The sequence below is a fragment of the Methylibium sp. Pch-M genome, from assembly GCF_004136295.1.
In the GTDB taxonomy this organism is placed as follows: domain Bacteria; phylum Pseudomonadota; class Gammaproteobacteria; order Burkholderiales; family Burkholderiaceae_C; genus Methylibium; species Methylibium petroleiphilum.
Map to the genome: position 1 here is coordinate 3,366,389 of NZ_CP029606.1, position 26,043 is coordinate 3,392,431.

25 protein-coding genes are annotated in these 26,043 nt (G+C 70.9%); 12 read left to right on the forward strand and 13 right to left on the reverse strand.

Annotated features, from left to right (window positions below):
• Window positions 1-202: 202 nt before the first annotated feature.
• The 3 genes from C1M51_RS16225 to C1M51_RS16235 are packed head-to-tail and all read right to left on the reverse strand — an operon-like array spanning window position 203 to window position 5,164.
• Window positions 203-1,303, reverse strand: a complete 1,101-nt coding sequence (locus C1M51_RS16225) for a PA0069 family radical SAM protein (protein ID WP_129451422.1) — start codon at window positions 1,301-1,303, stop codon at window positions 203-205.
• Window positions 1,304-1,346: 43 nt separating this feature from the next.
• Window positions 1,347-3,827, reverse strand: coding sequence for an EAL domain-containing protein (locus C1M51_RS16230; RefSeq protein ID WP_129451423.1), 2,481 nt, complete (start codon window positions 3,825-3,827; stop codon window positions 1,347-1,349).
• Window positions 3,824-5,164 (reverse strand): HD-GYP domain-containing protein, encoded by a 1,341-nt coding sequence (locus C1M51_RS16235; protein ID WP_129451425.1) that lies wholly within the window; start codon window positions 5,162-5,164, stop codon window positions 3,824-3,826. Before C1M51_RS16235 ends, C1M51_RS16230 begins: the two co-directional genes overlap by 4 nt.
• A 118-nt stretch (window positions 5,165-5,282) precedes the next feature.
• Between C1M51_RS16235 and C1M51_RS16240 the strand changes: the two genes are divergently transcribed.
• A complete protein-coding gene (locus C1M51_RS16240; RefSeq protein ID WP_129451427.1) occupies window positions 5,283-5,912 on the forward strand; it encodes a LysE family transporter in 630 nt (209 codons plus the stop codon).
• 22 nt (window positions 5,913-5,934) lie between these two features.
• On the opposite strand, the gene C1M51_RS16245 is transcribed toward C1M51_RS16240, so the two are convergent.
• The 3 genes from C1M51_RS16245 to C1M51_RS16255 are packed head-to-tail and all read right to left on the reverse strand — an operon-like array spanning window position 5,935 to window position 9,104.
• Window positions 5,935-7,830 (reverse strand): propionate--CoA ligase, encoded by a 1,896-nt coding sequence (locus C1M51_RS16245; RefSeq protein ID WP_129451429.1) that lies wholly within the window; start codon window positions 7,828-7,830, stop codon window positions 5,935-5,937.
• Window positions 7,831-7,872: 42 nt separating this feature from the next.
• A complete protein-coding gene (locus C1M51_RS16250) occupies window positions 7,873-8,433 on the reverse strand; it encodes an isochorismatase family protein (protein ID WP_129452235.1) in 561 nt (186 codons plus the stop codon).
• Window positions 8,433-9,104, reverse strand: coding sequence for a TetR/AcrR family transcriptional regulator (locus C1M51_RS16255; RefSeq protein WP_129451431.1), 672 nt, complete (start codon window positions 9,102-9,104; stop codon window positions 8,433-8,435). Before C1M51_RS16255 ends, C1M51_RS16250 begins: the two co-directional genes overlap by 1 nt.
• A gap of 76 nt (window positions 9,105-9,180) precedes the next feature.
• On the opposite strand from C1M51_RS16255, the gene C1M51_RS16260 reads away from it, so the two are divergent.
• Window positions 9,181-10,809 (forward strand): 4-hydroxyphenylacetate 3-hydroxylase family protein, encoded by a 1,629-nt coding sequence (locus C1M51_RS16260; protein WP_129451432.1) that lies wholly within the window; start codon window positions 9,181-9,183, stop codon window positions 10,807-10,809.
• Window positions 10,810-10,819: 10 nt separating this feature from the next.
• On the opposite strand, the gene C1M51_RS16265 is transcribed toward C1M51_RS16260, so the two are convergent.
• The gene (locus C1M51_RS16265) at window positions 10,820-11,800 is read right to left on the reverse strand and encodes an MDR family oxidoreductase (protein ID WP_129451434.1); all 981 of its coding nucleotides are present in this window, start codon (window positions 11,798-11,800) and stop codon (window positions 10,820-10,822) included.
• Between the two features lie 44 nt (window positions 11,801-11,844).
• A complete protein-coding gene (locus C1M51_RS16270; RefSeq protein ID WP_129451436.1) occupies window positions 11,845-12,510 on the reverse strand; it encodes a TetR/AcrR family transcriptional regulator in 666 nt (221 codons plus the stop codon).
• 159 nt (window positions 12,511-12,669) lie between these two features.
• Here C1M51_RS16270 and C1M51_RS16275 point away from each other — a divergent pair, with 159 nt between their 5' ends.
• From C1M51_RS16275 to chrA, 8 genes are all read left to right on the forward strand, one after another.
• Entirely contained in the window at window positions 12,670-13,347 is a 678-nt protein-coding gene (locus C1M51_RS16275) for a C40 family peptidase (RefSeq protein ID WP_129451438.1), read from the forward strand.
• 43 nt (window positions 13,348-13,390) lie between these two features.
• Window positions 13,391-14,518 (forward strand): GTP 3',8-cyclase MoaA, encoded by a 1,128-nt coding sequence (gene moaA / locus C1M51_RS16280; RefSeq protein ID WP_129451439.1) that lies wholly within the window; start codon window positions 13,391-13,393, stop codon window positions 14,516-14,518.
• A gap of 12 nt (window positions 14,519-14,530) precedes the next feature.
• On the forward strand, window positions 14,531-15,142 hold the full coding sequence (gene mobA / locus C1M51_RS16285; protein WP_129451441.1) for a molybdenum cofactor guanylyltransferase MobA: 612 nt from the start codon (window positions 14,531-14,533) through the stop codon (window positions 15,140-15,142).
• Entirely contained in the window at window positions 15,135-15,716 is a 582-nt protein-coding gene (locus C1M51_RS16290) for a GNAT family N-acetyltransferase (protein WP_129451443.1), read from the forward strand. The genes mobA and C1M51_RS16290 overlap by 8 nt, the downstream gene beginning before the upstream one ends.
• A gap of 16 nt (window positions 15,717-15,732) precedes the next feature.
• The gene (gene glp / locus C1M51_RS16295) at window positions 15,733-17,034 is read left to right on the forward strand and encodes a gephyrin-like molybdotransferase Glp (protein ID WP_129451445.1); all 1,302 of its coding nucleotides are present in this window, start codon (window positions 15,733-15,735) and stop codon (window positions 17,032-17,034) included.
• 58 nt (window positions 17,035-17,092) lie between these two features.
• Complete coding sequence (locus tag C1M51_RS16300; protein WP_129451447.1) at window positions 17,093-18,538, forward strand: dihydrolipoyl dehydrogenase; 1,446 nt, start codon at window positions 17,093-17,095, stop codon at window positions 18,536-18,538.
• Between the two features lie 364 nt (window positions 18,539-18,902).
• Window positions 18,903-19,355: a cytochrome c gene (locus C1M51_RS19290; protein ID WP_242500056.1), complete on the forward strand. Its 453-nt coding sequence runs from the start codon at window positions 18,903-18,905 to the stop codon at window positions 19,353-19,355.
• Window positions 19,356-19,420: 65 nt separating this feature from the next.
• Window positions 19,421-20,758: a chromate efflux transporter gene (gene chrA, locus C1M51_RS16310; RefSeq protein WP_129451449.1), complete on the forward strand. Its 1,338-nt coding sequence runs from the start codon at window positions 19,421-19,423 to the stop codon at window positions 20,756-20,758.
• Between the two features lie 21 nt (window positions 20,759-20,779).
• On the opposite strand, the gene C1M51_RS16315 is transcribed toward chrA, so the two are convergent.
• Complete coding sequence (locus tag C1M51_RS16315) at window positions 20,780-21,232, reverse strand: ribonuclease H (RefSeq protein WP_129451451.1); 453 nt, start codon at window positions 21,230-21,232, stop codon at window positions 20,780-20,782.
• Complete coding sequence (locus C1M51_RS16320; RefSeq protein ID WP_129451453.1) at window positions 21,229-22,077, reverse strand: class I SAM-dependent methyltransferase; 849 nt, start codon at window positions 22,075-22,077, stop codon at window positions 21,229-21,231. Before C1M51_RS16320 ends, C1M51_RS16315 begins: the two co-directional genes overlap by 4 nt.
• Here C1M51_RS16320 and gloB point away from each other — a divergent pair.
• Both gloB and C1M51_RS16330 read left to right on the forward strand, forming a co-directional pair.
• Entirely contained in the window at window positions 22,076-22,855 is a 780-nt protein-coding gene (gene gloB, locus C1M51_RS16325) for a hydroxyacylglutathione hydrolase (RefSeq protein ID WP_036234713.1), read from the forward strand. The genes C1M51_RS16320 and gloB overlap by 2 nt on opposite strands.
• Window positions 22,852-24,495 (forward strand): transglycosylase SLT domain-containing protein, encoded by a 1,644-nt coding sequence (locus tag C1M51_RS16330; protein WP_129451455.1) that lies wholly within the window; start codon window positions 22,852-22,854, stop codon window positions 24,493-24,495. The genes gloB and C1M51_RS16330 overlap by 4 nt, the downstream gene beginning before the upstream one ends.
• A gap of 24 nt (window positions 24,496-24,519) precedes the next feature.
• Here the strand turns inward: C1M51_RS16330 and C1M51_RS16335 are convergent, their stop codons facing one another.
• The 3 genes from C1M51_RS16335 to C1M51_RS16345 all read right to left on the reverse strand — a co-directional run bounded on the left by C1M51_RS16335 (window position 24,520) and on the right by C1M51_RS16345 (window position 26,029).
• Entirely contained in the window at window positions 24,520-24,921 is a 402-nt protein-coding gene (locus C1M51_RS16335) for an MAPEG family protein (RefSeq protein WP_129451457.1), read from the reverse strand.
• Between the two features lie 38 nt (window positions 24,922-24,959).
• Entirely contained in the window at window positions 24,960-25,550 is a 591-nt protein-coding gene (gene recR / locus C1M51_RS16340; RefSeq protein ID WP_129451459.1) for a recombination mediator RecR, read from the reverse strand.
• A gap of 152 nt (window positions 25,551-25,702) precedes the next feature.
• Complete coding sequence (locus C1M51_RS16345; protein ID WP_011830121.1) at window positions 25,703-26,029, reverse strand: YbaB/EbfC family nucleoid-associated protein; 327 nt, start codon at window positions 26,027-26,029, stop codon at window positions 25,703-25,705.
• Between the last annotated feature and the right edge of the window lie 14 nt (window positions 26,030-26,043).

The window sequence follows — 26,043 nt, forward strand, 5'->3', positions numbered from 1 at the left end:
GGGCTCCGAGCGAATCGCAGACCCGCACCAGCCCCGCAATCGCCGCCACGAACAGGGCCAGCAGCCCCAGCATCACGACGTCCATGTGCACCTCCGGGCAACGATGATTCCATGCACGAGATGCTAGGAATCGCCGCCTCAGGACGGCGTACAAAGCCGCGCCGGGCGCATCAAGAAAGCGTAAAGACGGGCGGCGCAGGCTTCAGAACAGCGTCTGCTGCGCCGGATCGCCGGGCGGCGGACGGAAGCGGCTCGTGTCGAGCACCACGCGCTCGCGCACCAGGCCCTGTCGTGCCTCGGCCTTGCGCACGCGCTGGCGGATCAGGTCGGCCCACGGCCCGTCGCCCTTCATGCGGGTGGCGAAGTCGGCGTCGTAGTCCTTGCCGCCGCGCATCTCCTGCACCCGCGCCATCACGCGCGCCGCGCGCTCCGGCACGTGCTGCTCCAGCCACTGGCGAAACAGCGGCGCCACCTCCCAGGGCAGGCGCAGCACGGTGTAGTGGATGGACTTCGCCCCGGCCCGCGCGGCAGCCTCGACGAGGCGCTCGATCTCGGGCTCGTTGACGAAGGGAATGATGGGCGCCACGTTCACGCCCACCGGCACGCCGGCCTCGGCCAGTCGCTGCACGGCCTGCAGACGGCGTTGCGGGGAGGCCGCCCGCGGCTCGAGCCGGCGCGACAGGCCAGCATCGAGCGTGGTGACGCTGATGAACACCATCGCCTGCCCGCGGCGCGCAGCCGGCGCGATGAGGTCGAGGTCGCGTTCGACGCCGGCCGACTTGGTGACGATGCTGAACGGGTGCTCGCAGGCGGTCAGCACCTCCAGCACTGCGCGGGTGAGGCGCAACCGACGCTCGACGGGTTGGTAGGCGTCGGTGACGGAACCGATGTTGATGGCGCTGGGCCGGTAGCCCGGCCGACCCAGTTCGGCGCGCAGTCGCTCGGCGGCATTGACCTTGGCGACCAGCCGGGTCTCGAAGTCCAGGCCGGGCGACAGGTTCAGGTAGCTGTGAGTCGGCCGCGCATAGCAGTAGCTGCAACCGTGCTCGCAGCCCCGGTAGGGGTTGATCGACAAACTGAAGGGAATGTCCGGCGAGTCGTTCGCGCTGAGCAGGGTCTTGACGTGCTCCTCGCTGACCTGGGTCACCGGCGGTGGCCGTTCGCCGTCATCTTCGGCGGCCGGTGATTCCCATCCGTCGTCGACGGTCTCCCGCTCGTCGCGCTCATAGCGGTGGGCGATGCGCACGGCGATGCCTCGGCCCTTGATCGGGTCGGCCGGTGGCGCGGGGCGGATCGTGGCCATGAGGGCCACAGAATACTGTATTTATGTACAGTCTTCTCGGGATTCAGGCCAGCGCGCGGGCCTTCGCCCCGCTGGGCAGATCGAGCATCCTGGCGGTCCGCGCCTCAAACTCCGCGACCGGCAGGGCCGGCGCGAACAGGAAGCCCTGGATCTCGTCGCAGCCGGCGCGCTGCAGGAAGTCGCGCTGCGCCAAGGTCTCCACGCCTTCGGCGATCACGCGCAACCGCAGTGCGCGCGCCACCTGGATCACCGCCTGCGCGATGCCGGCATCGCTCTCGTCGCCCGGCAGGCCCTTGATGAAGCTGCGGTCGATCTTGAGCTTCCGGATGGGGAAGCGCTTCAGGTAGCCGAGACTCGAGTAGCCGGTGCCGAAGTCGTCGATCGCGAGCTGCACGCCGAGCCGGTCGAGCGCGCGCAGGCGCTGCAGGGCCTCGTCGGCATCGCGGATCAGGATCGACTCGGTCAGTTCGAGCTCGAGCCAGGCCGCCGGCAGTTTGGCCTCGGCGAGCGCCGTCGCCACGCGATCGACGAAGTCGGCCTGCTGGAACTGCAGCGCCGAGACGTTCACCGACACCACCATCGAGCGGCCCTGCGCACGCCACAGCGCGGCCTGCCGCACCGCCTCGCGCAGCACCCAGTCACCCAACGCGACGATGAAGCCGCTCTCCTCCGCCACCGGGATGAACTCGCCCGGCGACACGTCGCCGAGGCCCGGGTCGCGCCAGCGCAGCAGCGCCTCGGCGCCCACCACCGCGTTCGAGGCGATGTCGATCTGCGGCTGGTAGTGCAACCGGAAGTCGCCGCGCTCCAGCGCCAGGCGCATGGAGTGGTCCAGCTTCATGCGCGCCAGCAGGTCGACGTTCATCTGAGGCTGGTAGAAACGGAAGCCGGCACGGCCTCGCTCCTTCACGCGGTACATCGCGGCGTCGGCGTTCTTGATCAGGTCGTCCATCGACTCGCCGTCGTTCGGGTACATCGCGATGCCGATGCTCGCGGTGACGCTGAAGCTCATGCCCTCCAGCGTGAACGGTTGCCCCAGCACCTCGAGCACGCGCCGCGCAATGGCCTCGGCGCCGCGCGCGTCGGTCTGGTTCAGCAGCATCACGAATTCGTCGCCGCCCAGCCGCGCCACGGTGTCGATCTGACGCAGGCAGGTCTTCAGCCGTTCGGCCACCTCGACGAGCACGCGGTCGCCGAACACGTGACCGAGCGAGTCGTTGATCTGCTTGAAGCGGTCGAGGTCGAGGAACAGCAGCGCGAACGGCGCCTGGTGGCGGTGCGACATCGCCAGCGCGAAGTCCAGGCGCTCGGCCAGCATCACGCGGTTGGGCAGGCCCGTCAGCGCATCGGTGAAGGCCAGCTCCTCGATGCGCTTCTGCGCCGCCACGGTTTCGGTCAGGTCCTTGAAGAAGCCGACGTGGCGCACGCCGGCCTCGCCCGGATCGGTGCCTTCCGCGGCCAGCCGCACCAGCGACACCTGCCCCGGCAGCGTGCTGCCGTCGGCACGGCGATGCCACAGCTCGCCCTCCCAGACGCCGCGGTGCGCAAGCTGCTCACGCACCAGCTCGAACCAGGCGGTGTCGGCGTCGTCGGCGCCGGGCGGATGCAGCAGGGCCTCGGTGCGCAGGCCGACCAGTTGCTCGCGGCCGAGGCCGGTGATGCGCTCGCAGCTGGCATTGACGGCGGCGATGCGGTGCTCGCCGTCGGTCACGAAGATCGCGTCGAGGCTGGACTCGAACACCTGCGCGGCAAGTTGCAGGCGCGCGGCGCTGGCCAGTTGCTCGGTGATGTCGCGGAACGAGCAGACCCGGCCGATCGGCTGGCCGCGGCCATACTGCGGCAGCACCACGCGCTCGAGCACGCGCCCGGAGCGCAGGCGCAGCACATCGCTGGCCCGCAGCAGCGGATCGCGGTCCAGTTCGCCCAGACGCTCGACGAAACGCTGCTCGTCGATGACATGGCCGCGCATCCATTCGAGGATCTGGCTGTCGTCGCGCTGCGTCAGCAGCTCGACCGGCATGTCCCACAGCTGCGCGAACAGCTGGTTGCAGCCGCGGATCGCGCCGTGCAGGTCGGTGACGAGGATGCCCTCGGCGGTCGACTCGAGCGTGGCGCGCAGCTCGGCCACCAGCTTCTCGAGCTCGTCCTCGGCCTGGCGCTGGGCGCTCTGATCGCGCAGGCCGAGCACGAAGATCGCCTGGCCGGGACGCATCCAGATGCGGTTGACGCGCCGCTCGACGGGGATCATGCGGCCGTCGGCATGGCGCACGAAGCTGTCCGAGTGGATCTGCGGGCCCTCGGCGGTGCCGACGCCGGCGGCCATGTCCTCCCAGAAGCACTCGTCCTCGGGCGTGGCCGACAGCTCGATCGCCGGTCGGCCGACCAGCGCCGACACCGGCAGGCCGAACAACGAGGCCGCGGCCTCGTTGGCCGCGACGATGTGCAGCGTCAACGGCTCGACCAGGCAGACGGCCTCGAGCAGGCTGCCGATCAGCGGCTCCCACACGGGCGGGGGCGTCGTCATGCGCTGCCCCGCGCGTCGAGCGCGCCGGTCTCGCGGGCGCGTTCGAAGAAGTAGCAGACGCGCGGTCGCGGCGACAGGTAGTCGAGCGTGGCGCGCGGCAGGTGTTGCGGCTTCAGGCTGCGGCGAATGCCGAGCGTCGGCGTGGTCTCGAGGTTCAGCGGCACCGCCTCGTTGCGCGGCTGCCTGGGCTCGTGCACCAGCACGCAGGGCTTGAGCGGCCGGGCCGAGTTGACGGAGACGACCATGCCGTAACGGTCGTCGGTCAGCTGCACCACGGAGCCTGGCGGATACACCCCCATCATCTTGACGAAGGCACCGAACACCGCGCTGTCGAACTTGGCCTTCATCTGCCCGTACATCAGCGCCAGCGCCTCGTGCGGCGTCAGCGCCTGGGCCGGCGTGGCCGGATTGCACAGATTGTCGTAGCGGTTCACCAGCGCGACGATCTTCGCGGCGGCGCTCATCCGGTCGGCGCCGAGCTTGAGCGGGAAGCCGGTGCCGTCGGCGTATTCGTGGTGCTGCGCGAGCACCAGCAGCGCGCCGGGCGACAGCGCCATCTTGCGGCCGAGCGTCACGCCGTGCGAGACATGCTCCTGGTAGAACTGCCGCTCGTGGCTGGACACACTGGGCGACAGCGGGTCGATCCATCGCACGCGATCGGGCAGCTCCGTCTTGCCGATGTCGTGCAGCATCGCACCGGTGCCCAGGTCGAACATCTCAGCCTTGCCGAGTTCCATCTGCTTGCCCAGCAGCAGCGAGATCACGGTGACGTTGATCGCGTGCATCGAGCCGCGGTCGCCCGCGCCCTCGTTGAGCAGGCGGATCGCCATTTCCTGGGCGCCGAGCACCTTGTCGAGGAAGCCGTTGACCTGCGCCTCGGTCTGTTCGCGCGCGGCCTGCGGCTGGCTGCTCGCGAGTTCGAAGCTGCGCCTCAGCACACGCCCTGCTTCGCTGTAGTGGCGTTCGGCCTGGGCCGCACACGCCTGCTCAGCCAGCAAGGCCTCGCGGCGCAGTCGGCGCTCAGCGGCTTCGGGCGTTTCCACCGGCACGACCGGCGCCGCATCGGCGTCGGCAGCCGCAGCCACCGGCGCCTCGACGCCAGCGACCTCGGCGCTCAGCACGCCCTCGCCGACAAGGCTCTGCAGCGTCGTGCTGTCGCTGCGCTGCGGCGAGATGCGCACGCGGTCCAGGCCCAGCCCGCGCAGCGTCTCGAGTTGCTGTTCGGTCGAGATGCGGAAGTTGTTGAGCGGGAACGGGTGCTCCATCCACCCCAGGTCGAGGTGAACGTGGAGTCCGATCCGCAGCTTCCGAACGTCGATGGTGGGGCTGTCGTGCATGAGGTTCTGGCCGGGGAATGGCCCTGGCGTGCCCCTTTTTCGGCACTTGCCGGCCTTCCTTGAGCGTCACAAACCCGGCCCCGCTAAAGTCCTGGTCTCGAACTCCTGCCGAGCCCCCATGTCACTCACCGTCTGGTTGACCTTCTTCCTGGCCGCCTGGGCCATCAGCATCTCGCCGGGAGCCGGCGCGGTGGCAGCCATGAGCGCTGGCGCGCGCTACGGCTTCGTGCGCGGCTACTGCATGACCTTCGGGCTGGTGCTGGGCATCCTGACCCAGGTGCTCGCGGTCGGCCTGGGCCTGGGCGCGCTGATCGCCACGTCGGCGACGGCCTTCGCAGTCATCAAGTGGCTGGGCGTCGCCTACCTGCTGTGGCTGGGGGTGCAGCAGTGGCGGACGCCGGCGGTGCCGCTGGTGCAGGCCGCCGCCGAAGCCGCCGCGCCGCGCGTCGGCACGCTGGTGCTGCGCGGCTGGATGGTGAACGCGGTGAACCCGAAGGGCACGGTGTTCCTGCTGGCCGTCGTGCCGCAGTTCCTGGACCTGGCCGCGCCGCTGGCGCCGCAGTACCTGGTGATCGCGGCGACGCTGGGCTTCACCGACCTGGTCGTGATGGCGGTCTACACCGCGCTGGCCGCCCGCGTGCTGCGGGCCCTGCAGACGCCGCGGCAGATCCGCTGGATCAACCGCGTGTTCGGCAGCCTGTTCATCGCGGCCGGCGCGCTGCTGGCGAGCTTCCGGCGCGGCGCCTGAGGCGCGCGCCGCCCGCCGCGCCTCACCGCCCGAGCAGCTCCCGGATGGCCTGCAGGGCCGAGGGGTCCTCGATGGTGGTCAGGTCGCCCGGGTCGCGGCCCTCGGCCACCGCCTGCAGCGCCCGGCGCAGCAGCTTGCCCGAACGGGTCTTGGGCAGCAGCGTCACGAAGTGCACCCGCGCCGGCCTCGCCACCGCCCCGAGCTGCTGGTCCACCGTCTTCATGATGTCGCCCTCGAGCTTCGTCCTTGCCGCCGGCTCCTCCAGCCCGCGCGCGTCCTTGGGCACCACGAAGGCGACGGCGACCTGGCCCTTGAGCTGGTCGGCCACGCCCACCACCGCGACCTCGGCCACGTTGGCGTGGCTGGAGACGCTTTCCTCGATCTCGCGCGTGCCCAGCCGGTGGCCGGCGACGTTGATGACGTCGTCGGTGCGCCCGAGGATGTAGTAGTAGCCGTCCTCGTCGCGGATGCCCCAGTCGAAGCTGCTGTAGACGCTGCGCCCGGGCACGCTCTTCCAGTAGGTGTTGACGAAGCGGTCGTCGTCGCGCCAGACGGTCTGCATGAAGCCGGGCGGCAGCGGGCCTTCGACCACGAGCACGCCTTTCTGGTGGGGCCCGTGCAGTTCTTCGCCGCTGGTGTCGTCGACGAGCTTGACCTTGTAGCCGTAGGTGGGGATGCCGGGGCTGCCGAACTTGCTGGGCTGGCGCTGCACGCCGTTGGCGATGCTGAGGATGGGCCAGCCGGATTCGGTCTGCCAGTAGTTGTCGACGATGGGCACGCCCAGGGCGTCGGCGATCCACTGGGCGGTGGGTTCGTCGAGCGGTTCGCCGGCCAGGAACAGGGCGCGCAGGCTGCTGAGGTCGTGTTTCTTGAGGGCCGCGGGGTCCTGTTTCTTGAGCACGCGCACGGCGGTGGGGGCGCTGAACATGGCGGTGACTTTGTACTTCTCGACCAGGCTCCACCAGATGGCGGCGTCGGGGCGGATGGGCAGGCCTTCGTACATGATGGTGGCCATGCCGGCCAGCAGCGGGCCGTAGACGATGTAGCTGTGGCCGACGACCCAGCCGATGTCGCTGGTGGAGAAGTAGGTTTCGCCGGCGTTGCCGAGGTAGATGTGTTTCATGCTGGCGGCCAGCGCGACGGCGTAGCCGCCGGTGTCGCGCTGCACGCCCTTGGGGGTGCCGGTGGTGCCGCTGGTGTAGAGGGTGTAGCTGGGGTGGGTGGCGTCGACCCAGGTGCAGGGGACGCGGCTGTCGAGGTGGCGCGCTCGGAGGGCGGCGTAGTCGATGTCGCGGCCTTCGACGGGTTGGCTGGGGGCGAGGCCGCGGTCGACCATGAGGACGTGCTGGGGCTTGTTCCTGGCCAGGCGGATGGCTTCGTCGAGGAGGGGTTTGTAGGGGACGACTTTGCCGGCGCGGCTGCCGGCGTCGGCGCTGACGATGAGTTTGGGCTGGGCGTCGTCGATGCGGCTGGCGAGGCTGACGCTGGCGAAGCCGCCGAAGACCACGGAGTGGATGGCGCCGATGCGCACGCAGGCGAGCATGGCGAAGGCGGCCTCGGGGATCATGGGCATGTAGATGAGGACGCGGTCGCCCTGGCCGACACCGAGTTCGACGAGGCCGGCGGCCATGCGTTCGACTTCGCGCTGGAGTTCGGCGTAGCTGTAGGTGCGTTCCTGCCCGACTTCGGTGGAGACCCAGATGAGGGCGTTGGCGTCGGGGCGCTGCGCGGCGTGGCGGTCGACGGCGTTGTGGCAGAGGTTGGTCTGGCCGCCGACGAACCAGCGGGTGAACGGCGGCTTGCTGTCGTCGAGCACCTCGTCGAACGGGCGGTGCCAGTCGATCAGCTCGGCCTGCTCGGCCCAGAACCCCTTCGGGTCTTCGATCGAGCGGCGGTAGAAGGTGGCGTAGTCGGTCATGCGCTTGTCTCCAGTGTTCTGTCTGTCTTCTTGTCGGGGGGCTCAGGCGGCCGGGGTCTTCAGCAGCGCGAGCACCTCCTTGAAACGCGGATGGCGGCACGAATGCAGCCACTCGAAAACGACCATCTCGGTGCTGACCACCCCCGCACCCGCCTCGCGCAGCCGCTGCATCGCGAGGCCGTGGTCCGCGACCTTACGCGATCCGCAGGCCGGCGCAACCACCCACACGCGATGTCCGGCCCGCAACAGCCCCAGCGCGGTCTGCAGCAGGCACACATGCGCCTCGCAGCCGGCCAGCACCACGTCGCCGCTCGCGCCCACCGCCTCGCGGATGCGCTCCGACAGGCCGTCGGCGCAGGCGTCGAAGTGCATTTTCGACAGGCTACTTTCGCAGAACTGACGCAAGCTCTCGACACTCGGTCCCAGCCCGGTCGGGTTCTGCTCGGTGCCGAGGGTGCGGATGCCCAGGAGCTGGGCGGCCCGAGCCAGCAGCGTCGCCTGCGCAAGCACCTCGTCGGCGTGGGCGATGGCCGGCATCAGCCGCTGCTGGAAATCCACCAGCACCAGCGTGCTGCCCGGTGCGGACATCGCGTTCGTCATCATCATGCGGCTCCTTTCGACCGGCCCAGGGCACGCTCGACCAGCGCGTCGAGATAGCGATCGAACAGGCCCTGCGATTCCTGGTGGAACATGCGGATGCGGCCGGTGTGGCTCAACAGCAGCAGACCCACGGTGTGCGCGAACAGTGCGGTCACCTCCGCCAGGGCGTCGCGCTCGCCCAGGCCCAGCTGCGCCAGCGCGCGCTGCGCCGGCGCCAGCGCCGCGCGCAGGCGGGCATTGAGCTGCTCGTTGAGCTCAGGCGTCAGGCCGCGCGGTTGCAGGCCCTGGAACAGGTAGAAGCCCAGATCCAGGTCGCGCGGGTTCTCGCGGTAGAAGCCGAAGAAGGCATTGGCGGCGCTGCGCAGGGTCGCCGCCTCGGCCGGCTCGCCGCGTCGCGCCGCCGCCGGGCGGGCCGCGGCCACGGCCTGGTTCAAGCGCTCGAGCGATTCGCCGAGCAGCGCGCCGTACATCTCCTCCTTGCTCGCGAAGTAGCTGTAGATCGCACCCGGCGTGTAGCCGGCGCGGCGGGCGATCTCGCGCACGCTGGCGCGTTCGAGGCCGAGCTCGAAGAAGGCGGCGCGCGCGGCGTCCAGCACCAGCGCACGGCGCGCATCGGCCACCGCACGCTGGCGGATCCCGCGCTCGGCGCTGGGCAGGGTGGTTGATTTCGGCATCGCTCGAATATACAGTTGATCAATTCTTTAAACACTGTTCAATTCCCTGCTCCTCCCACCGCGAAGACCTGCCGCCATGAACGCTCCGACCTCCATCGCCCCGCCGGCCCGCCCGGCCTCCCTGATGTCCGGCGCCGACTACCGCGACTCGCTGCGCCGCTACAAGCCGACGGTCTACGTCGACGGCCAGCGGGTCGACTCGGTGGCCGACGCGCCGTCGCTGCGCCCGGGCGTCAACGCCCTCGCCTACACCTACGACTTCGCCCGCGACCCGGCGATGGCGCCGCTGGCGCTGGCCGTGCAGTCGGACCGCGGCCTCACCGTGAACCGCATGGCCCACATCAACGAGTCGGCCGGCGACCTGCTCAACAAGCTCGAGGCGGTGCGCCTGCTGTGCCAGGAGACCGGCTGCGCGCAGCGCTACCTGATGCACGATGCGCTGAACGGCATCGCCCAGGTCAGCGCGCGCCTGGACGACGCCAAGGGCAGTACCGAGCACCGCGCCCGCTTCCAGGCTTACCTGGCGCGCGTGCAAGACGAGGACCTGAGCCTCGGCGTCGCGATGACCGACGCCAAGGGCGACCGCAGCAAGCGTCCGCACCAGCAGGCCCACCCCGACACCTATGTGCACGTGGTCGAGCGCAACGGCAAGGGCATCGTGATCTCGGGCACCAAGGCCATCGTGACCGGCGCGCCCTACATGCACGAGCTGCTGGTCATGCCGGGGCGCAACATGGGTGCCGAGGACGCCGACTTCGCCGTCTGCTGCGCGGTGCCGATCGACGCGCCGGGCATGACGCTGGTGTCGCGCCCGGCGGGCCGGCCGGGCGACAAGCTCGAGCACGGCGCGGCGCTGTTCTCGCGCCGCTACGGCCAGGCCACCGCGGTGGTGATCTTCGACCGGGTGTTCGTGCCCTGGGAGCGCGTGTTCTACGCCGGCCAGGACGGAGAGTGGGAACACAGCGGCGTGCTGACCTACAGCTACGCCACCCACCATCGCCACAGCTGCATCGCCGCGCGCGCCGGCTTCGGCGACCTGCTGATCGGCGCCGGCGCGCTGATGTGCGAGGCCAACGGCTTCGATCCGGGCGAGAAGAGCAACCTGCGCGAGCCGATGGTCGAGTTGATCAAGATCACCGAGGGCTTCTTCGCCTGCGGCGTGGCGGCCAGCGTCTACGGCGCGGCCGACCCTTACAGCGGCAGCTTCATGCCCGAGCCGGTGTTCAGCAACATCGGCAAGCTGCTGATGTCGACCCAGATCTACGACATGCACCGCCTGGCACACGAGGTCTCCGGCGGCCTGGTCGTCGCGCTGCCCGGCCCCGACGAGGACCACAACCCGGCCACCGCCGCCACGCTGTCGGAGGTGCTGCGCGCCAACCCGGCGGTGCCGTACGACAAGCGCATCGAGGTCGCGCGCTTCATCGAGGACCTGACCGCCTCCTACCAGGGCGGCTGGTACTCGGTGATCAGCCTGCACGGCGGCGGCTCGCCGGCCGCGCTGAAGCAGGAGATCTGGCGCAACTACCCGGTGGGCAGCAAGGTGGAGCTGGTCGAGCGCCTGCTCGATCGCGGCGTACTGCATGACGAGACGCGCGCGATCACCCGGAACCGCCAGCCGGGCCGCTGCTGCGACAGCGGCTGCACCGTGCCCGGCCAGCCGGTGATGGTGGCGCTGCCGGAGCCGACGCGACAGAAGGACTGAGAGGCCGCACTCAGCCCTGCGTGCGCACCACGATGCGGCCACGCACCTCGCCGCGCATCAGCTTGCCGGCGGCGTCGATCGCCTCGTCGAGGCCGATCTCGGTGGTCATCGACTGCAGCAGCGCGGGGTCCAGATCCTTCGCAAGACGCGCCCAGGCCTGCTGGCGCAGCGCCAGCGGCGCCATCACGCTGTCCACGCCGAGCAGCGCCACGCTGCGCAGGATGAAGGGCATCACCGTGCCCGGCAGGTCGGCGCCCTGCGCCAGGCCGCAGGCGGTCACGGCGCCGCCGTAGCGCGTCTGGGCGCAGGCGTTGACGAGCGTGTGGCTGCCCACCGCGTCGACCACCGCGGCCCAGCGTTCGGTCTGCAGCGGCTTGCCGGGCGCGCTCAGCTCGGCACGGTCGATCACCGACTCGGCCCCCAGTTGCTTCAGGTAGTCGGCCTCGCTGGCCTTGCCGGTGGCCGCGACGACGCGATGGCCCAGCTTGTGCAGCAGTGCCACCGCGACCGAGCCCACGCCGCCGGTCGCGCCGGTCACCAGCACCTCGCCGTCGCCGGCCTGGATGCCATGGCGCTCGAGCGCCAGCACGCTCAGCATCGCGGTGTAGCCGGCCGTGCCGATCGCCATCGCCTGCCGGGGCGTGAAGGCATCGGGCAGGCGCACCAGCCAGTCCCCCTTGAGTCGCGCCTTGCCGGCCAGGCAACCCTTGTGGACCTCGGCGACGCCGAAGCCGTTCAGCACCACACGGTCGCCGGCCTTCCAGGCGGGGTGGCGGCTCTCGATCACGGTGCCGGCGCCGTCGATGCCGGCGACCATCGGCCAGCTGCGCACGACCGGCAGGCGGTTGGTGATCGCCAGGCCGTCCTTGTAGTTGAGCGTGGAGTAGTCGATCGCCACCGTGACGTCGCCGTCCGGCAGGAAGCTGTCGTCGACCTCGCGCACCTCGGCGCGAAAACCCTCGCTCTTGTCGAGCACCAAAGCCTTGAACATGTCTCTCGTCTCCTCGTGAGTGGATGGTCGGGGTCGGTCGGGGCTCAGTCGGGTGCGACGAGCCGTCGGAAGTCGGCGATGGCGGCCTCCAGCGGCGCGCCGTCGCGCGCCAGGCGGGCGCGCAGCACGGCGCCTTCCCAGGCCGCCCAGAAGCCGCGCGCGGCCAGCGCGGGATCGAGCCCGCGGCGCACCTCACCGCGCGCTTGCGCCGCGGCCAGCGCACGCGCCAGGACCTCGCCCCATTCGTCGAGCGAGGCCAGCAGACGCCGCCGGAAGCCCTCGTGCAGCCCGCCCAGTTCCTGGCCCAGCGCGCCGACCAGGCAACCGCGCTGCCAGCCGTGCCGGGCCATGCCGTCGAGCGACTCGGCCAGGAAGTCGGCGAACTGCGCATCGAGGCTGCGCGCCGCCGGCGCTTCGCCGCCGAAGCAGCGCTCGAGCCGCTTCAGGAAGAACGCCTGGTAGCCCTCCAGCACCGCGTAGCCGAAGTCGTCCTTGCTGGGAAAGTAGTGATAGAACGAGCCTTTCGGCACCCCGGCCGAACGCAGCACGGCGTCCACGCCGCTGGCGGCCCAGCCGCGTTCGAGCACGGCCTCGATGCCGGCGCGCACCAACCGGGCCCGCGTGCCATCACGAGCGTCGCCACGTTCGGCATGGCTGCGCCGGACGGCGGCGGGACGCGCGCGATCTGGCGCAAGGGAAGAGGAAGGCATGGCGCCCGAAGATTAGACCGATCGTCTACATTTTTCAAGACCGACCGCCGCAAGCCCCTGCCGGGCACCGTCGATCGACCGAGAAAGCCAGCTAAGTGTTTGTGAAACAAGAAGTTTCCGCCTTGACGTCAGCGCCCGGCGGCCGCTATCTTCGCGGCCATGATCCGACTGCCCCGGAGCTTGCGGCCGCCATGGGCCGGCCTGTGCCTGGCCTTGTGCCTGGCCGGCACGGGCGCGCAGGCCGAGCCGGGTGCCACCGACAGCGCGCCGGACAGCGTGGCCCGTTTCCTCGCCGAGCGCGGCCTGATCGATCCGATCCCGGCCGATGCCTCGTTCGCCCAGCAGGTGCGCGAGCGCGCCGCCGACTGGACCTCGGACCTCGTGCTCTCGGCCATGAACTTCCTGGGTGTGCGCTACCGCCGCGGCGGCGAGACTGCCGAGCAGGGTTTCGACTGCAGCGGTTTCACGCGCCACGTGTTCGAGGCCAGCGTCGGGCTGGTGCTGCCGCGCCGCTCGAACGAGCAGGCCAAGGCGCCGGGCCTGCTGAACGTCAACCGTGACGATCTCAAGCCTGGCGACCTGGTGTTCTTCAACACCCTGCGCACGGCGTTCTCGCATGTCGGCATCTACGTCGGCGACGGCAAGTTCATCCACGCCCCCCGCACCGGCGGCAAGGTGCGCGTGGAGGACATGCGCGTCGCCTACTGGAGCAAGCGCTACGACGGCGCACGGCGCGCGCCGCAGCCGGCCGAAACGGCCGCCGTGGCGAGCCCGGCACCGACACCCGCGGTCGCCGCGACCGCCCTCGCCTCGCCACTCGCCAGCCCCGGTCATTGAGCGGCGCGCACGGCGCGGTGCGGCGCCCGCGGCACAATGCCGCATGGCCGAGCGCAGCATCCCCCTGATCGACCACCGGCAACACGCCGCGCGGCCGGCCGTGCCCGCGCAGGCGCCGCCGCCGAGCGGGCTGCTGAGCGACCGCCGCGGCCGCGCGCTGCACGACCTGCGCATTTCGGTCACCGACCGCTGCAACTTCCGCTGCAGCTACTGCATGCCCAAGGAAGTGTTCGACAAGGACCACCGCTTCCTGCCGCACGGCGAGTTGCTGAGCTTCGAGGAAACCACGCGGCTGGCGCGCCTGTTCACGCTGCACGGCGTGCGCAAGATCCGCCTGACCGGCGGCGAGCCGCTGCTGCGCAAGAACCTCGAGATCCTGGTCGCGCAACTGGCCGCGCTGCGCACGCCCGACGGCGAGCCGCTGGACCTGACGCTCACCACCAACGCCTCGCTGCTCGCGCGCAAGGCGGTGGCGCTGCGCATGGCCGGGCTGCGGCGCGTCACGGTCAGCCTCGATGCACTCGACGACGCCGTGTTCCGCCGCATGAACGACGTCGACTTCCCGGTGGCCGACGTGCTGGCCGGCATCGAAGCGGCGATCGCCGCCGGCTTGGCGCCGATCAAGGTCAATATGGTGGTCAAGCGCGGAACCAACGACCAGGAGATCGTGCCGATGGCGCGCTTCTTCCGCGAACGGTTCGGCGGCCGGGTGGTGCTGCGCTTCATCGAGTACATGGATGTCGGCATCACCAACGGCTGGCGCATGGACGAGGTGCTGCCCTCGGCGCAGGTGGTGCAGCGCATCCACGAGGCCTTCCCGCTGCGTGCGCTCGAGCCCACCGCGCCGGGCGAGACCGCCGAGCGCTGGGGCTATGTCGATGGCCGCGGCGAGATCGGCGTGATCTCCAGCGTCACGCACGCTTTCTGCGGCGACTGCAACCGCGCCCGGCTGTCGACCGAGGGCAAGCTCTACCTCTGCCTGTTCGCGCAGCGCGGCCACGACCTGCGCGCACTGCTGCGCGACCCGGCCGCCTACGACGACCGGCAGATCGCCGCGGCGATCGGGCAGATCTGGCAGGGCCGCGACGACCGCTACTCCGAACTGCGCGGCAGTGCGGCCGGCGCAGAGGCAGCAGCCGCCAAGGTCGAGATGAGCTACATCGGTGGTTGAGGCACGAGCGCGATGATCGGCGCCGAACACATCACGGGTGTCGTCCTCGCTGGCGGGCGTGGCAGCCGCATGGGCGGCGTGGACAAGGGCCTGCAGCCCTACCGCGGCATCCCGCTCGCGCTGCACGCGCTGATGCGGCTGCAACCCCAGGTCGGGGCGGCGATGATCAATGCCAACCGCAACCTGGCCGCCTACGAGAGCTTCGGGGTGCCGGTCTGGCCCGACGCCGATCCCGACTTCGCCGGGCCGCTGTCGGGCTTCCTGGTCGGGCTGGAGCGTGCCGAGACGCCGTTCGTCGTGACCGTGCCCTGCGACACGCCGGACTTCCCAGACGATCTGGTGGCCCGCCTGGCCCACGCACTGGAGGCCGAGGACGCCGAGCTCGCGATGGTGCGCGCCCCCGACAGCGCCGACGCACCCGCCGCGCCGCGGCCCCAGCCGGTGTTCTGCCTGCTGCGCGCCACCCTGCTGGAAAGCCTGGTCCGCTTCGTCCACGCCGGGGGCCGCAAGATCGACCGCTGGACGGCGCAGCACCGCTGCGCGATGGTCGACTTCGACGCCGCCCCGTTCTTCAACGCCAACACGCTGGACGAGCTGCGCCGGCTGGAGACGCAGCGTGTCTGAGCCGACCCTGGCCCGGCGCCCGAACGCGCAGCAGCCTGCGGTGATCCGGCGCCTGGGCCCGGCCGACCTGCTGGCCTACAAGAACCTGCGCGACGAGGCGCTGCGCCGCTACCCCGAGGCCTTCACCTCCGACCACGAGAGCCAGCGCCTGCGCACGCCCGAGAGCTATCTGGGCCGGCTCGGGCTGAACGAGCCGCTGGGCGGCAGCTTCCTGCTGGGCGCCTTCGTCAAGGAAGACGGCGGACGCGAGCGGCTCGTCGGATCGGTCGGCCTCGAGCGCGACACCCGCAACAAGACCCGCCATATCAGCCGCCTGATCGGGCTGATGGTGCTGCCCACCCATAACGGCCACGGCATCGGCAGCGCACTCGTCGGCGCCTGCGTCACCGCGGCGCACCAGGCCACCGACCTGCAGATGATCGTGCTCAGCGTCACCGCGTCGAGCGACCGCGTGCTGCGGCTCTACGAACGTGCGGGCTTCCGCCGCTACGGCCTGCTGCCGCGCGCGGTGCGGCTGGTCGACGCGCGCGGCGAACACTACTTCGATCGCGCACACATGCAGCTCACGCTGTGAAGCACGCGCCCTGACGATGGACTCACCGAACCCCTCCGCCCTGCCGTCGATCGAACAGATCGCCTCCTGCGTCGCTGGTTACGACCCCAATGCGCTGGCCGTGGCGCAGGCGCAGGACTTCATCGCGCGCTTCGTGCCGCGGGTCGGCGCGGTGGAGCAACTCGCGCTGCGCAGTGCGCTCGGCCGCGTGCTGGCGCGCGACATCGTCTCGCCGATCGACGTGCCGGCGCACGACAACTCGGCGATGGACGGCTACGCGCTGCGCGGTGCCGATCTGCGCGACAGCCAGCCCACCACGCTGCGCCTGGCCGGCACCGGCTTTGCCGGCCAGCAGTTCGAGGGCCGCGTGGCCGCGGGTGAGTGCGTGCGCATCATGACCGGTGCCGTGATGCCGGCCGGCCTGGACACCGTCGTGCCGCAGGAGTTCACCAGCGTCGCCGACGGCACCGTCACGCTGCCCGCTGGCGTGGTGCGCACCGGCGACAACCGCCGTCTTGCCGGCGAGGACCTCGCGCGCGGCGAGGCCGCGCTGCAGGCCGGCCGGGTGCTGCGCCCGGCCGACATCGGCCTGCTCGCGTCGCTGGGCCAGGCCGAGGTGCCGGTGCGGCGCCGGCTGCGCGTCGCCTTCTTCTCCACCGGCGACGAGCTGCGCTCGATCGGCGAGCCGCTCGAGGCCGGCTGCGTCTACGACAGCAACCGCTACACGATCCACGGCATGCTCACGCGCCTGGGTGTCGACCTGCTCGACCTGGGCGTGGTGCGCGACGATCCGGCCGCGCTGGAAGCCGCCTTCCGCAGCGCCTGCGAGAACGCCGATGCGGTGATCACCTCGGGGGGCGTCAGCGTCGGCGAGGCCGACCACACCAAGCAGGTGATGGCGCGGCTCGGCGAAGTGGCGTTCTGGCGCATCGCGATGCGGCCCGGTCGGCCGATGGCCTTCGGCCGCGTCGCCTCGAACGGCCGCACCGCGGTGCTGTTCGGTCTGCCCGGCAACCCGGTCGCGGTGATGGTGACCTTCTACGCCTTCGTGCGCGACGCGCTGCTGGCGATGGCCGGCGCCACGCCGCAGAGCCTGCCGCTGCTGCGCGCGCGCGCCACCGAGGCCATCCGCAAGAAGCCGGGCCGCACCGAGTACCAGCGCGGCATCGTCTCGCGCGCCGCCGACGGCGACTGGGACGTGCAGCTCACCGGTGCCCAGGGCTCGGGCATCCTGCGCAGCATGAGCGTGGCCAACGGCCTGGTCGTGCTGCACCATGAACAGGCCTCGGTCGAGCGCGGCGGGTACGTCGACGTGCTGCCGTTCGACGGGCTCGTCTGAGCCCGGGGCGCGTCGCGCCGACGGCCTGCCCGCAACGATCGATCTGCAAGGAGCCCTCATGACCCCGGTGCGCGACGTCGACGTGGCCATTCTCGGCGCCGGCTCGGCCGGCCTGAGCGCCTACCGTGCGGCGCGCGAGCACACCGAGCGCGTGCTGCTGATCGACCCCGGCCCGCTCGGCACCACCTGCGCCCGCGTCGGCTGCATGCCGAGCAAGCTGCTGATCGCCGCCGCCGAGGCCGCGCACGCCGTCAATGACGCGGCGCGCTTCGGCATCGACGTGCAGGGCGTGCGCATCGACGGCGCGCGGGTGATGGCACGCGTGCGCGCCGAGCGCGACCGCTTCGTCGGCTTCGTGCTCGACGACATCGAGCGCATCGCCCCCGACCACCGGCTGGACGGCGTGGCCCGCTTCCTCGACCCGCACCACTTGCAGGTGGACGGCGCCGGGGGCGCGCTCACCGTGCGCGCCGACCGCGTGGTGATCGCCACCGGCTCGCGGCCGCGCCTGCCACCCGAGTGGCGCAGCGCGCTCGGCGATCGCCTGATCGTCAACGACGACGTGTTCGACTGGCAGGACCTGCCGCGTTCGGTGGCCGTGGTCGGCACCGGAGCGATCGGTCTCGAACTGGCGCAGGCACTGCATCTGCTGGGCGTGCGCGTGCGTCTGCTGGGCCGCGGACCGACGGTCGGCCCGCTCAGCGATCCGGCGCTGGCGGCGCTGGCCGCCAGCCACTTCGATGCGACGCTGCCGCTGCAGCGCGACGCCACGGTGCAGCGCGTCGAGCGGCTCGGCGACGAGGTCGCCGTCCACTGGTGCAGCGCCTCCGGCACGCACAGCGAGCGCTTCGACGTGCTGCTCGCCGCCATCGGCCGGCGACCGAACACCGACGCGCTCGGGCTCGAGCACACCGGCCTCGACTGCGACGCCGACGGCGTGCCGCTGCACGACCCCACCACGATGCGCATCGGCTGCTCGCACGTCTTCATCGCCGGCGATGCGGGCGACGACCGCCCACTGCTGCACGAAGCGTCGGATGAAGGTCTGATCGCCGGCCGCAACGCCGGGCGCTATCCCGACGTGCAGGCCGGGCGTCGCCGCACGCCGCTGGCGGTGGTGTTCTGCGAACCGCAGATCGCGGTGGCCGGTCGCAGCCACCGCGAGCTGACCGCCGCCGGCACGCGCTTCGCGACCGGTACCGTGAGTTTCGCGAACCAGGGCCGCAGCCGCGTGATCGGGCGCAACGTCGGCGCCCTGCACGTGTACGGCGAACGCGGCACGCGCCGCCTGCTCGGTGCCGAGATGCTGGGCCCTGCCGCCGAACACCTGGGCCACCTGCTGGCCTGGAGCATCGGCCGCGGAGAAACAGTCGACGAGGCCCTGGCCCAGCCGTTCTATCACCCGGTGATCGAGGAAGGCGTGCGCACCGCGTTGCGGCAGCTGCGTCAGGCGCTGGACCGCCCCGAGCCGGCGCCGTGCGAGGGCTGTGCACCCGGCGACTGATGCGCCGCGCCACCTGACAGTGCACCGTCACGACGCTGTCGATTCGCCGTCGCGCCGCGCGCGACGAGCTGACATCTGCCTGATGTGGGAAGCCGCCTACACATATCGGCGGCGCCCGCCGACTACGGTGCCTGCACGGACGCCCTACGGTGCGCTTGTCACCCTCGCATCGCGGTTCGATGCGGGCGTCCGGCCGAACCCAACCAGGAGTCAATGAATGCGCATCAGTGGAATGAAGCCCTCGTGGAAACAATGCATCGCCCCGCACGCGGCACTGGCGATGCTGCTCGTCACCGGCACGGCACGGGCCGATCTGGAAGCCGACCGCGCCTACTGCGAATCGCTTCAAGGGGGCGCCCGCATCGTGTGCCTGCGCGACCTGAAGGCCACGCCCACGCCCGCCGCCAAGCCACCCGCGGCCACCGCTGAGACGCCGGCTGCTGCGCCTTCGGCCGACGCCAAGCCCGCCGCTGCAGCGGCCACGCCCTCTGGCGGCGCGGCACCGTACAAGGTGGTCGACGGCTACAAGGTCGATCCCGAAACGATGAAGGGCTTCCGCACCTGGCGCGCCGCGGCCTGCGACCGCTGTCATGGCGCCAACCAGGAGGGCATGGTCGGCCCCTCGCTGATCAACAGCCTGAAGACGCTGAGCAAGGCCGAGTTCGTGACCACCGTGACCCAGGGCCGCCTCGAGAAGGGCATGCCGAGCTTCGGGCAGGCGCCCAACGTGGTCGGCAACATCGACCAGCTCTACGCCTACCTGAAGGGCCGCTCGGACGGCGCGATCACCAAGGCGCACGTCGAAGCGATGCCCTGAGCCATCGCGGAACGCTGGGATACTGTCGGTGCGACGGCGCGATGCCGTGAGGATGCACGCCGCCGATGAACCCCAGCGACACCGACCCGCCCGCCGAAGTCAGCCTCCGCGAGGCCTTCGCGTTCTGGCTCAAGCTCGGCTTCATCAGCTTCGGCGGTCCGGCCGGGCAGATCTCGATCATGCACCAGGAGCTGGTCGAGCGGCGCCGCTGGATCTCGGAGCAGCGCTTCCTCCACGCGCTGAACTACTGCATGGTGCTGCCCGGTCCGGAGGCGCAGCAGTTGGCCACCTACATCGGCTGGCTGATGCACCGCACCTGGGGCGGCCTGGTGGCCGGCGGGCTGTTCGTGCTGCCCTCGCTGTTCATCCTGATCGCGCTGTCGTGGGTCTACCTGGCCTACGGCGAACTGCCGGCGGTGGCGGGCCTGCTGTACGGCATCAAGCCGGCGGTCACCGCGATCGTGGTGTTCGCTGCCTGGCGCATCGGTTCCCGCGCGCTGAAGAACGCCTGGCTGTGGGCCATCGCGGTCGCGGCCTTCGTGGCGATCTTCGCGCTGCACACGCCGTTCCCGCTGATCGTGCTGGCGGCCGGCCTGCTCGGCCACCTCGGGGGCCGCTACCTGCCGGATCGCTTCGCGATCGGCGGCGGCCAGGGCCAGGGTGCAGCGCGCCTGGGGCCGGCGCTGATTGACGACGACACGCCGACGCCGGCCCACGCCCGCTTCTCCTGGCCGCATGCGACGCGCGTGCTGGTGGTCTTCGTGGCCTTGTGGGTCGTGGTCCTCGGCGCGCTGAGCCTGGCCTTCGGCTGGTCGGCGGTGCTGACGCAGATGGGCTGGTTCTTCACCAAGGCCGCGCTGCTGACCTTTGGCGGCGCCTACGCGGTGCTGCCCTATGTCTACCAGGGCGCGGTCGAACACTACCAGTGGCTGACCGGGCCGCAGATGATCGACGGCCTGGCGCTCGGCGAGACCACGCCCGGCCCGCTGATCATGGTGGTGGCCTTCGTCGGTTTCGTCGGCGCCTGGACTCATGCGGTGTTCGGGCCCGACGCCCTGTTCGCGGCCGGCGCCGCCGCCGCCGTGGTCGTCACCTACTTCACCTTCCTGCCGTCCTTCCTGTTCATCCTGCTGGGCGGGCCCTTCATCGAGACCACGCACGGCAAGCTGCAGTTCACCGCGCCGCTGACCGGCATCACCGCCGCGGTGGTCGGCGTGATCGTCAACCTCGCGGTGTTCTTCGCCTACCACGTGCTGTGGCCGGACGGGCTGGCGGGGCGCTTCGAGTGGCCCGCGGCACTGATCGGCGCGGCGGCGGCCGTCGCGCTGTTCGGCTTGCGGATCGGCGTGATCCCGGTCGTGCTGGCCGCCGGGCTGCTGGGTCTGGTCTGGCAGCTGCTCTGAGCGGGGACGCAGCGACCGGACTCAGCCGGCGCTGCCCGACTTCAGCGCCAGCGCCTTGTTCGCGAGCGCATCGGCGCGCTCGTTGAGCGGGTCGCCGTTGTGTCCGCGCACCCAGCGCGTCGACACCTTGCGCGCATCGGCCAGCGCGAACAGCTGCTTCCACAGGCCCAGGTTGGCCACCGGCTCGCCCTTGGAGTTGCGGTAGCCCTTGCGCTCCCAGCCGGCACGCCACTCGCTCAGGCCCTTGAGCACGTACTGGCTGTCCGACACCAGTTCCACCAGCGCGCCGGCCGGCACGCGCGTCAGGCCTTCGATCGCCGCAGTCAGTTCGGCGATCTGGTTGGTACCGTGGCCGATGAAGCCGAAATGATCGGTCTCGGTGCGGCCGTCCGGTGCGATGAGCACGGCGCCCCAGGCCGCCGGCCCGGGATTCGACGGCGCACAGGCGCCATCGGTGTAGGCGATCCACTTCATGTCTCGAATCTCTTCTCTCTGTCGTCGGGCGACGATCCTGCCCGGTGGTGCTTGTGGCTGACGACGGCCGGCGCGGCGCGCGGCTTCGGCGCCTTCTTCCAGGCCGGGCCGATGAGGCGCATGCCGCGCACGCGCTTCACGGCCTTGAGCAGGTAGACCGCGCCGAACACCGGCCACCAGCGTTCGCCCGCGCGCTCCATCCACGCGTAGCGGTCCAGCCAGGCCTGCGAGCGCAAGGCCGGTCGGTAGCAGCCGAAGCCGCCGCTCTCGACCTCGAAGCTGAGCAGGCGCAGCCAGTCGCGCAGGCGCCGGTAGGCGATGAAGTCGCCGGCACGCGGCAGGAACAGACGCTCGTCGTCGCTGCGGCGGCCGAGGCGCTGCGCCGCACGTCCGCCCGCCTGGCGCAGACCCCACAGGCTGGTCGGATTCAGTCCGGTGATCACGACCTGACCTTCGGGCACGAGCACACGCTCGACCTCGCGCAGGGTGTGGTGGGGGTCGCGCGTCAGTTCCAGCGTGTGCGGCAGCACCACGAGGTCAAGGCTCTGGCTCGCGAACGGCAAGGCATCGAAATCGCACGACAGCGCCACGGTGCGCGGCGCGGTGCCGCCGTCTTCTTGAACGGTCGCCGCGGCGACCTCGCGGGCCGACAACGCAAGCCAACGGTGCGGCATGCGGTTGGCCTGCAGCGCATCGATCTCCGGCAGGCCGAGCTGCAATGCGTGAAATCCGAACACATCGGCCACATGCGTTTCGATGCGCGCCTGTTCCCACGCCAACACGTACCGGCCGGGCGGGGTCTGCAGCCACAAGGGCAAATCTATACTCGACGCTTCCTGCACCATGAACCTGATCGCTGTTCCCGCCTTCACGGACAACTACATCTGGATGCTCCACGATGGCGTGTCGGCCATCGTCGTCGATCCGGGGGAAGCCGCGCCGGTGACTCGCGCGCTCGACGAGCGGTCACTGAAGCTCGCGGCGATTGTAGTGACCCACCATCACGGCGACCACGTCGGCGGCGTCGACGCGCTGCGTGCACGTTTGCCCGACGGCCGCGGACCGGTCTACGGTCCGGCGCGCGAGACCATCCCGCAGCCCTGCCTGCCGCTGCGCGACGGCGATGCGATCGAGCTGTTCGGCACGCGCTTCGAGGTGATCGACGTGCCCGGCCACACCGCTGGCCACATCGCCTACTTCGGCCAGCCGGCCGGCGAGGCACCCATCCTGTTCTGCGGCGACACGCTGTTCAGTGGTGGCTGCGGCCGGTTGTTCGAGGGCACGCCGGCGCAGATGCATGCGTCGCTGTCGCGCCTGGCCGCGCTGCCCGGCGACACGCGGGTGTGCTGCGCCCACGAGTACACACTCGGCAACCTGAAATTCGCGTGCGCCGTGGAACCTGGCAACGCCGATCTGATCGACTACGTTGCGCAGTGCGAGTCGCTGCGACAACGCGACCTGCCCACGCTGCCCAGCACGGTGGCGCGTGAACGACAGGTCAACCCCTTTCTGCGCGTCACGAGCGCGCAGGTCCGAACCAGTGCCCGCGCGCATGGCGCCGCCGGCGACGATGCGGTGAGCGTGCTCGCGGCGTTGCGACAGTGGAAGAACGAATTCCGATGACCGCCCTGCTGCTCACGCCGAAGCGTCGCGCCACGCTGTCCGTGCTGGCCCTGACGCTCGTGCTGGCAGCCTGCGCCACCGCCCCGTCGCCCGAACCGGTCACGGCTCCCGTCGTCAACGCCGGCACCGCCGCGTCCGGTGCCACGCCGCCCCCCGAGGCCGCAGCGCCCGGCGTGGCCGCCGCCAGCGCCGCCGCGCCGAACGATGCCGCCGTCGCAGCCGGCTCACCGACCGATCCCGTGCGCCCGGAAGAGCCGGTCGACCTCGACGCCATCGCGGCGCAACGCGATCTGTGGATGCGCGTGCGGCGCGGCTTCGCGATGCCCGACCTCGACACGCCGCTGGTCCGCGACCGCGAGCAGTGGTACGCCACGCGGCCCGATTACGTGCAGCGCATGACCGAGCGGTCGAGTCGCTACCTGTTCCATGTGGTCGAGGAGATCGAACGGCGCGGCATGCCCACCGAGCTGGCCCTGCTGCCGTTCATCGAGAGCGCCTTCAACCCGCAGGCCATGTCGACCGCCAAGGCCTCGGGCATGTGGCAGTTCATCCCATCGACCGGCAAGCACTTCGATCTGGCGCAGAACGCCTTCCGCGACGACCGACGCGACGTGCTGGCCTCCACGCGCGCCGCGCTCGACTACCTGCAGAAGCTGCACGGCATGTTCGGCGACTGGCATCTCGCGCTGGCCGCCTACAACTGGGGCGAAGGCAGCGTGGGCCGTGCGATCGCGCGCAACCAGAAGCTCGGCCTGCCGACCGACTACCTCAGCCTGAAGATGCCGGACGAGACCCGCTACTACGTGCCCAAGCTGCAGGCCGTGAAGAACCTCATCGCGCGGCCCGAGGCCTTCGGACTGACGCTGCCCGCGATCGAGAACCACCCCTACTTCCTGAGCGTGCCGATCCAGCGCGACATCGACGCAGCCCTGGTGGCCCGCCTGGCCGGCCTGCCGCTCGACGAATTCCACGCGCTGAACCCCTCGCTCAACAAGCCGGTTATCCTGGCTGCCGGCACGCCGCAGGTGCTGCTGCCCTACGACAACGCCAACGAGTTCGTGCGCGCGCTGCCTGGTTACCAGGGCCCGCTGGCCAGCTGGACCGCCTGGGTCGTGCCGACGACGATGAAGCCGGCCGATGCCGCCAAGCGGGTGGGCATGAGCGAAGCGGAACTGCGCCAGGCCAATCGCATCCCGCCGCGCATGCTGGTGCGCGCCGGGTCGACGCTGATGGTGCCCCGGCACCCGCACCGCCACCAGGACGACGTGTCCGAGCGCGTGGCCGACAACGCGACGATGCTGCTCGCCCCTGACGCCCCGGCGCTGCGCCGCACCACCGTGAAGGCGCGCAAGAATGACAGCGTGGCCTCGATCGCCGCGCGCTACCGGCTCAGCGCCGCCAGTGTGGCCGGTTGGAACAAGGTGGCCGCCGGTGCCCACTTCAAGACCGGCCAGGCGGTGGTGCTCTACCTGCCGGGCAAGGCCGCGACCGCCCGCAAGAGCAGCCCCAGCGCGACGGCCAAGGCCCGCGGCAACCGCGCCGCCACGTCAGCCACGGCCCAGCGCAAGTCGGCCGGCAAGCCGGTGGCTGCGCGCCCGACCGCGCAGGGCAAGAGCCGCGTGGCCGCCAACAGCCGCTGAGGCCCCGGGCCAGGTCCGCGAGCCTCAGCCGCGCGGCGTGAACAGGATCGCGATGTTGACCGCGAGCGCCAGCGTCCAGACCGCCGAGCGCAGCATCGCGCGGTCCGCCAGGTAGCACGCCACGAAGGCGGCGCGCAGTCCCACCCACATCAGTGCCAGCATGCCGATGCGATCGGCCGGCGCCCCGAGCGTCAGCGCGATCGCCACGGCGCCCACGAAGAACGGCAGGGCCTCGAAGCAGTTGGCCTGCGCCGCGTTCGCGCGCGCCCGGTAGCCGCTCTGCCGCGCCAGCCACTCGCGCGGCGCATGGTTGTCGAAGCCGCCTTCGTCGCGCGGCGTGCCGAGGCGCCCCCCTTTCGCGATGCCGGCGCAGACGATGGGCATCAGCGCAGCGGCGAGCACGCTCAGGAGCAGGATCGTCGTCATCGCATCGTCTCCGGTTCGGGTCGACGCCGGCACTGGCCCTAGCGCCGATCGCTCAATGCATGGGCGATGGTGCCCAGGTCCACGTACTCGAGTTCGCTGCCGACCGGCACGCCGCGCGCCAACCGCGTGACGCTCGGGCCTCGGCCCTTCAGGGCCTGGGCGATCACGTGGGCGGTGGCCTCGCCTTCGGCGGTGAAGTTGGTGGCGACGATCAGTTCCTGCACCTCGCCGTCGGTGGCACGCGCCAGCAGCTTCTCCAGTCCGATGTCGTGCACCCCGATGCCGTCGAGCGGGCTCAACCGCCCCATCAGCACGAAGTACAGCCCGTGGTAGCTGCCGCTGCGCTCGACCGCTGCCTGATCGGCCGGCGTCTCGACCACGCACAACTGCCGGCGTTCGCGTGACGGATCGAGGCAGGTGCTGCACACCGGAGCCTCGGTGAAGGTGTTGCAGCGGTCGCAGTGCCGCACCGTCGCGACCGACTGCTCGAGCGCGCGCGCCAGCCGCAGCGCGCCCTCGCGGTCGTGCTGCAGCAGGTGATACGCCATGCGCTGCGCCGACTTCACGCCCACGCCCGGCAGCCGGCGCAAGGCCTCGGTCAGGGCATCAAGCGAGGACGACGCAGCCATACAACAACGACTCGATCACCACGAACGGTCTTCGGTTCGGTGATGGCCGCACGCCACCGCCCCACCGAGCAGACGCCGCGGGACCGGCTCCGCCGGCCCGCCAGCGTCGCCCCCTCGAGGGGGAGCGGCGCAGCCGCAACGGGGGGGAGCCATCAGAACGGCAGCTTCATGCCCGGCGGCAGCGGCATCCCTGCCGTCAGCTTGCCCATCTTTTCTTCGCTGGTCGCCGCCGCGCGGCGCACGGCGTCGTTGAAGGCCGCGGCCACCAGGTCCTCGAGCATGTCCTTGTCGTCGGCCAGCAGGCTGGGATCGATGGTGATGCGCTTGACGTCGTGCTTGCAGGTCATCAGCACCTTCACGAGCCCGGCACCCGACTGGCCCTCGACCTCGATCAGCGCCAGTTCGTCCTGCGCCTTCTTCAGGTTGTCCTGCATGGCCTGCGCCTGCTTCATCAGGCCAGCCAGTTGTCCTTTGAGCATGTCGTTCTCCGGTG

Bases quoted from the DNA above. Each gene is read 5' to 3' on its own strand.
- C1M51_RS16225 (WP_129451422.1), bottom strand. From the start codon at position 1,303: ATGGCCACGATCCGCCCCGCGCCACCGGCCGACCCGATCAAGGGCCGA.
- C1M51_RS16230 (WP_129451423.1), bottom strand. From the start codon at position 3,827: ATGACGACGCCCCCGCCCGTGTGGGAGCCGCTGATCGGCAGCCTGCTC.
- C1M51_RS16235 (WP_129451425.1), bottom strand. From the start codon at position 5,164: ATGCACGACAGCCCCACCATCGACGTTCGGAAGCTGCGGATCGGACTC.
- C1M51_RS16240 (WP_129451427.1), top strand. From the start codon at position 5,283: ATGTCACTCACCGTCTGGTTGACCTTCTTCCTGGCCGCCTGGGCCATC.
- C1M51_RS16245 (WP_129451429.1), bottom strand. From the start codon at position 7,830: ATGACCGACTACGCCACCTTCTACCGCCGCTCGATCGAAGACCCGAAG.
- C1M51_RS16250 (WP_129452235.1), bottom strand. From the start codon at position 8,433: ATGATGACGAACGCGATGTCCGCACCGGGCAGCACGCTGGTGCTGGTG.
- C1M51_RS16255 (WP_129451431.1), bottom strand. From the start codon at position 9,104: ATGCCGAAATCAACCACCCTGCCCAGCGCCGAGCGCGGGATCCGCCAG.
- C1M51_RS16260 (WP_129451432.1), top strand. From the start codon at position 9,181: ATGAACGCTCCGACCTCCATCGCCCCGCCGGCCCGCCCGGCCTCCCTG.
- C1M51_RS16265 (WP_129451434.1), bottom strand. From the start codon at position 11,800: ATGTTCAAGGCTTTGGTGCTCGACAAGAGCGAGGGTTTTCGCGCCGAG.
- C1M51_RS16270 (WP_129451436.1), bottom strand. From the start codon at position 12,510: ATGCCTTCCTCTTCCCTTGCGCCAGATCGCGCGCGTCCCGCCGCCGTC.
- C1M51_RS16275 (WP_129451438.1), top strand. From the start codon at position 12,670: ATGATCCGACTGCCCCGGAGCTTGCGGCCGCCATGGGCCGGCCTGTGC.
- moaA (WP_129451439.1), top strand. From the start codon at position 13,391: ATGGCCGAGCGCAGCATCCCCCTGATCGACCACCGGCAACACGCCGCG.
- mobA (WP_129451441.1), top strand. From the start codon at position 14,531: ATGATCGGCGCCGAACACATCACGGGTGTCGTCCTCGCTGGCGGGCGT.
- glp (WP_129451445.1), top strand. From the start codon at position 15,733: ATGGACTCACCGAACCCCTCCGCCCTGCCGTCGATCGAACAGATCGCC.
- C1M51_RS16300 (WP_129451447.1), top strand. From the start codon at position 17,093: ATGACCCCGGTGCGCGACGTCGACGTGGCCATTCTCGGCGCCGGCTCG.
- chrA (WP_129451449.1), top strand. From the start codon at position 19,421: ATGAACCCCAGCGACACCGACCCGCCCGCCGAAGTCAGCCTCCGCGAG.
- C1M51_RS16315 (WP_129451451.1), bottom strand. From the start codon at position 21,232: ATGAAGTGGATCGCCTACACCGATGGCGCCTGTGCGCCGTCGAATCCC.
- gloB (WP_036234713.1), top strand. From the start codon at position 22,076: ATGAACCTGATCGCTGTTCCCGCCTTCACGGACAACTACATCTGGATG.
- C1M51_RS16320 (WP_129451453.1), bottom strand. From the start codon at position 22,077: ATGGTGCAGGAAGCGTCGAGTATAGATTTGCCCTTGTGGCTGCAGACC.
- C1M51_RS16330 (WP_129451455.1), top strand. From the start codon at position 22,852: ATGACCGCCCTGCTGCTCACGCCGAAGCGTCGCGCCACGCTGTCCGTG.
- C1M51_RS16335 (WP_129451457.1), bottom strand. From the start codon at position 24,921: ATGACGACGATCCTGCTCCTGAGCGTGCTCGCCGCTGCGCTGATGCCC.
- recR (WP_129451459.1), bottom strand. From the start codon at position 25,550: ATGGCTGCGTCGTCCTCGCTTGATGCCCTGACCGAGGCCTTGCGCCGG.
- C1M51_RS16345 (WP_011830121.1), bottom strand. From the start codon at position 26,029: ATGCTCAAAGGACAACTGGCTGGCCTGATGAAGCAGGCGCAGGCCATG.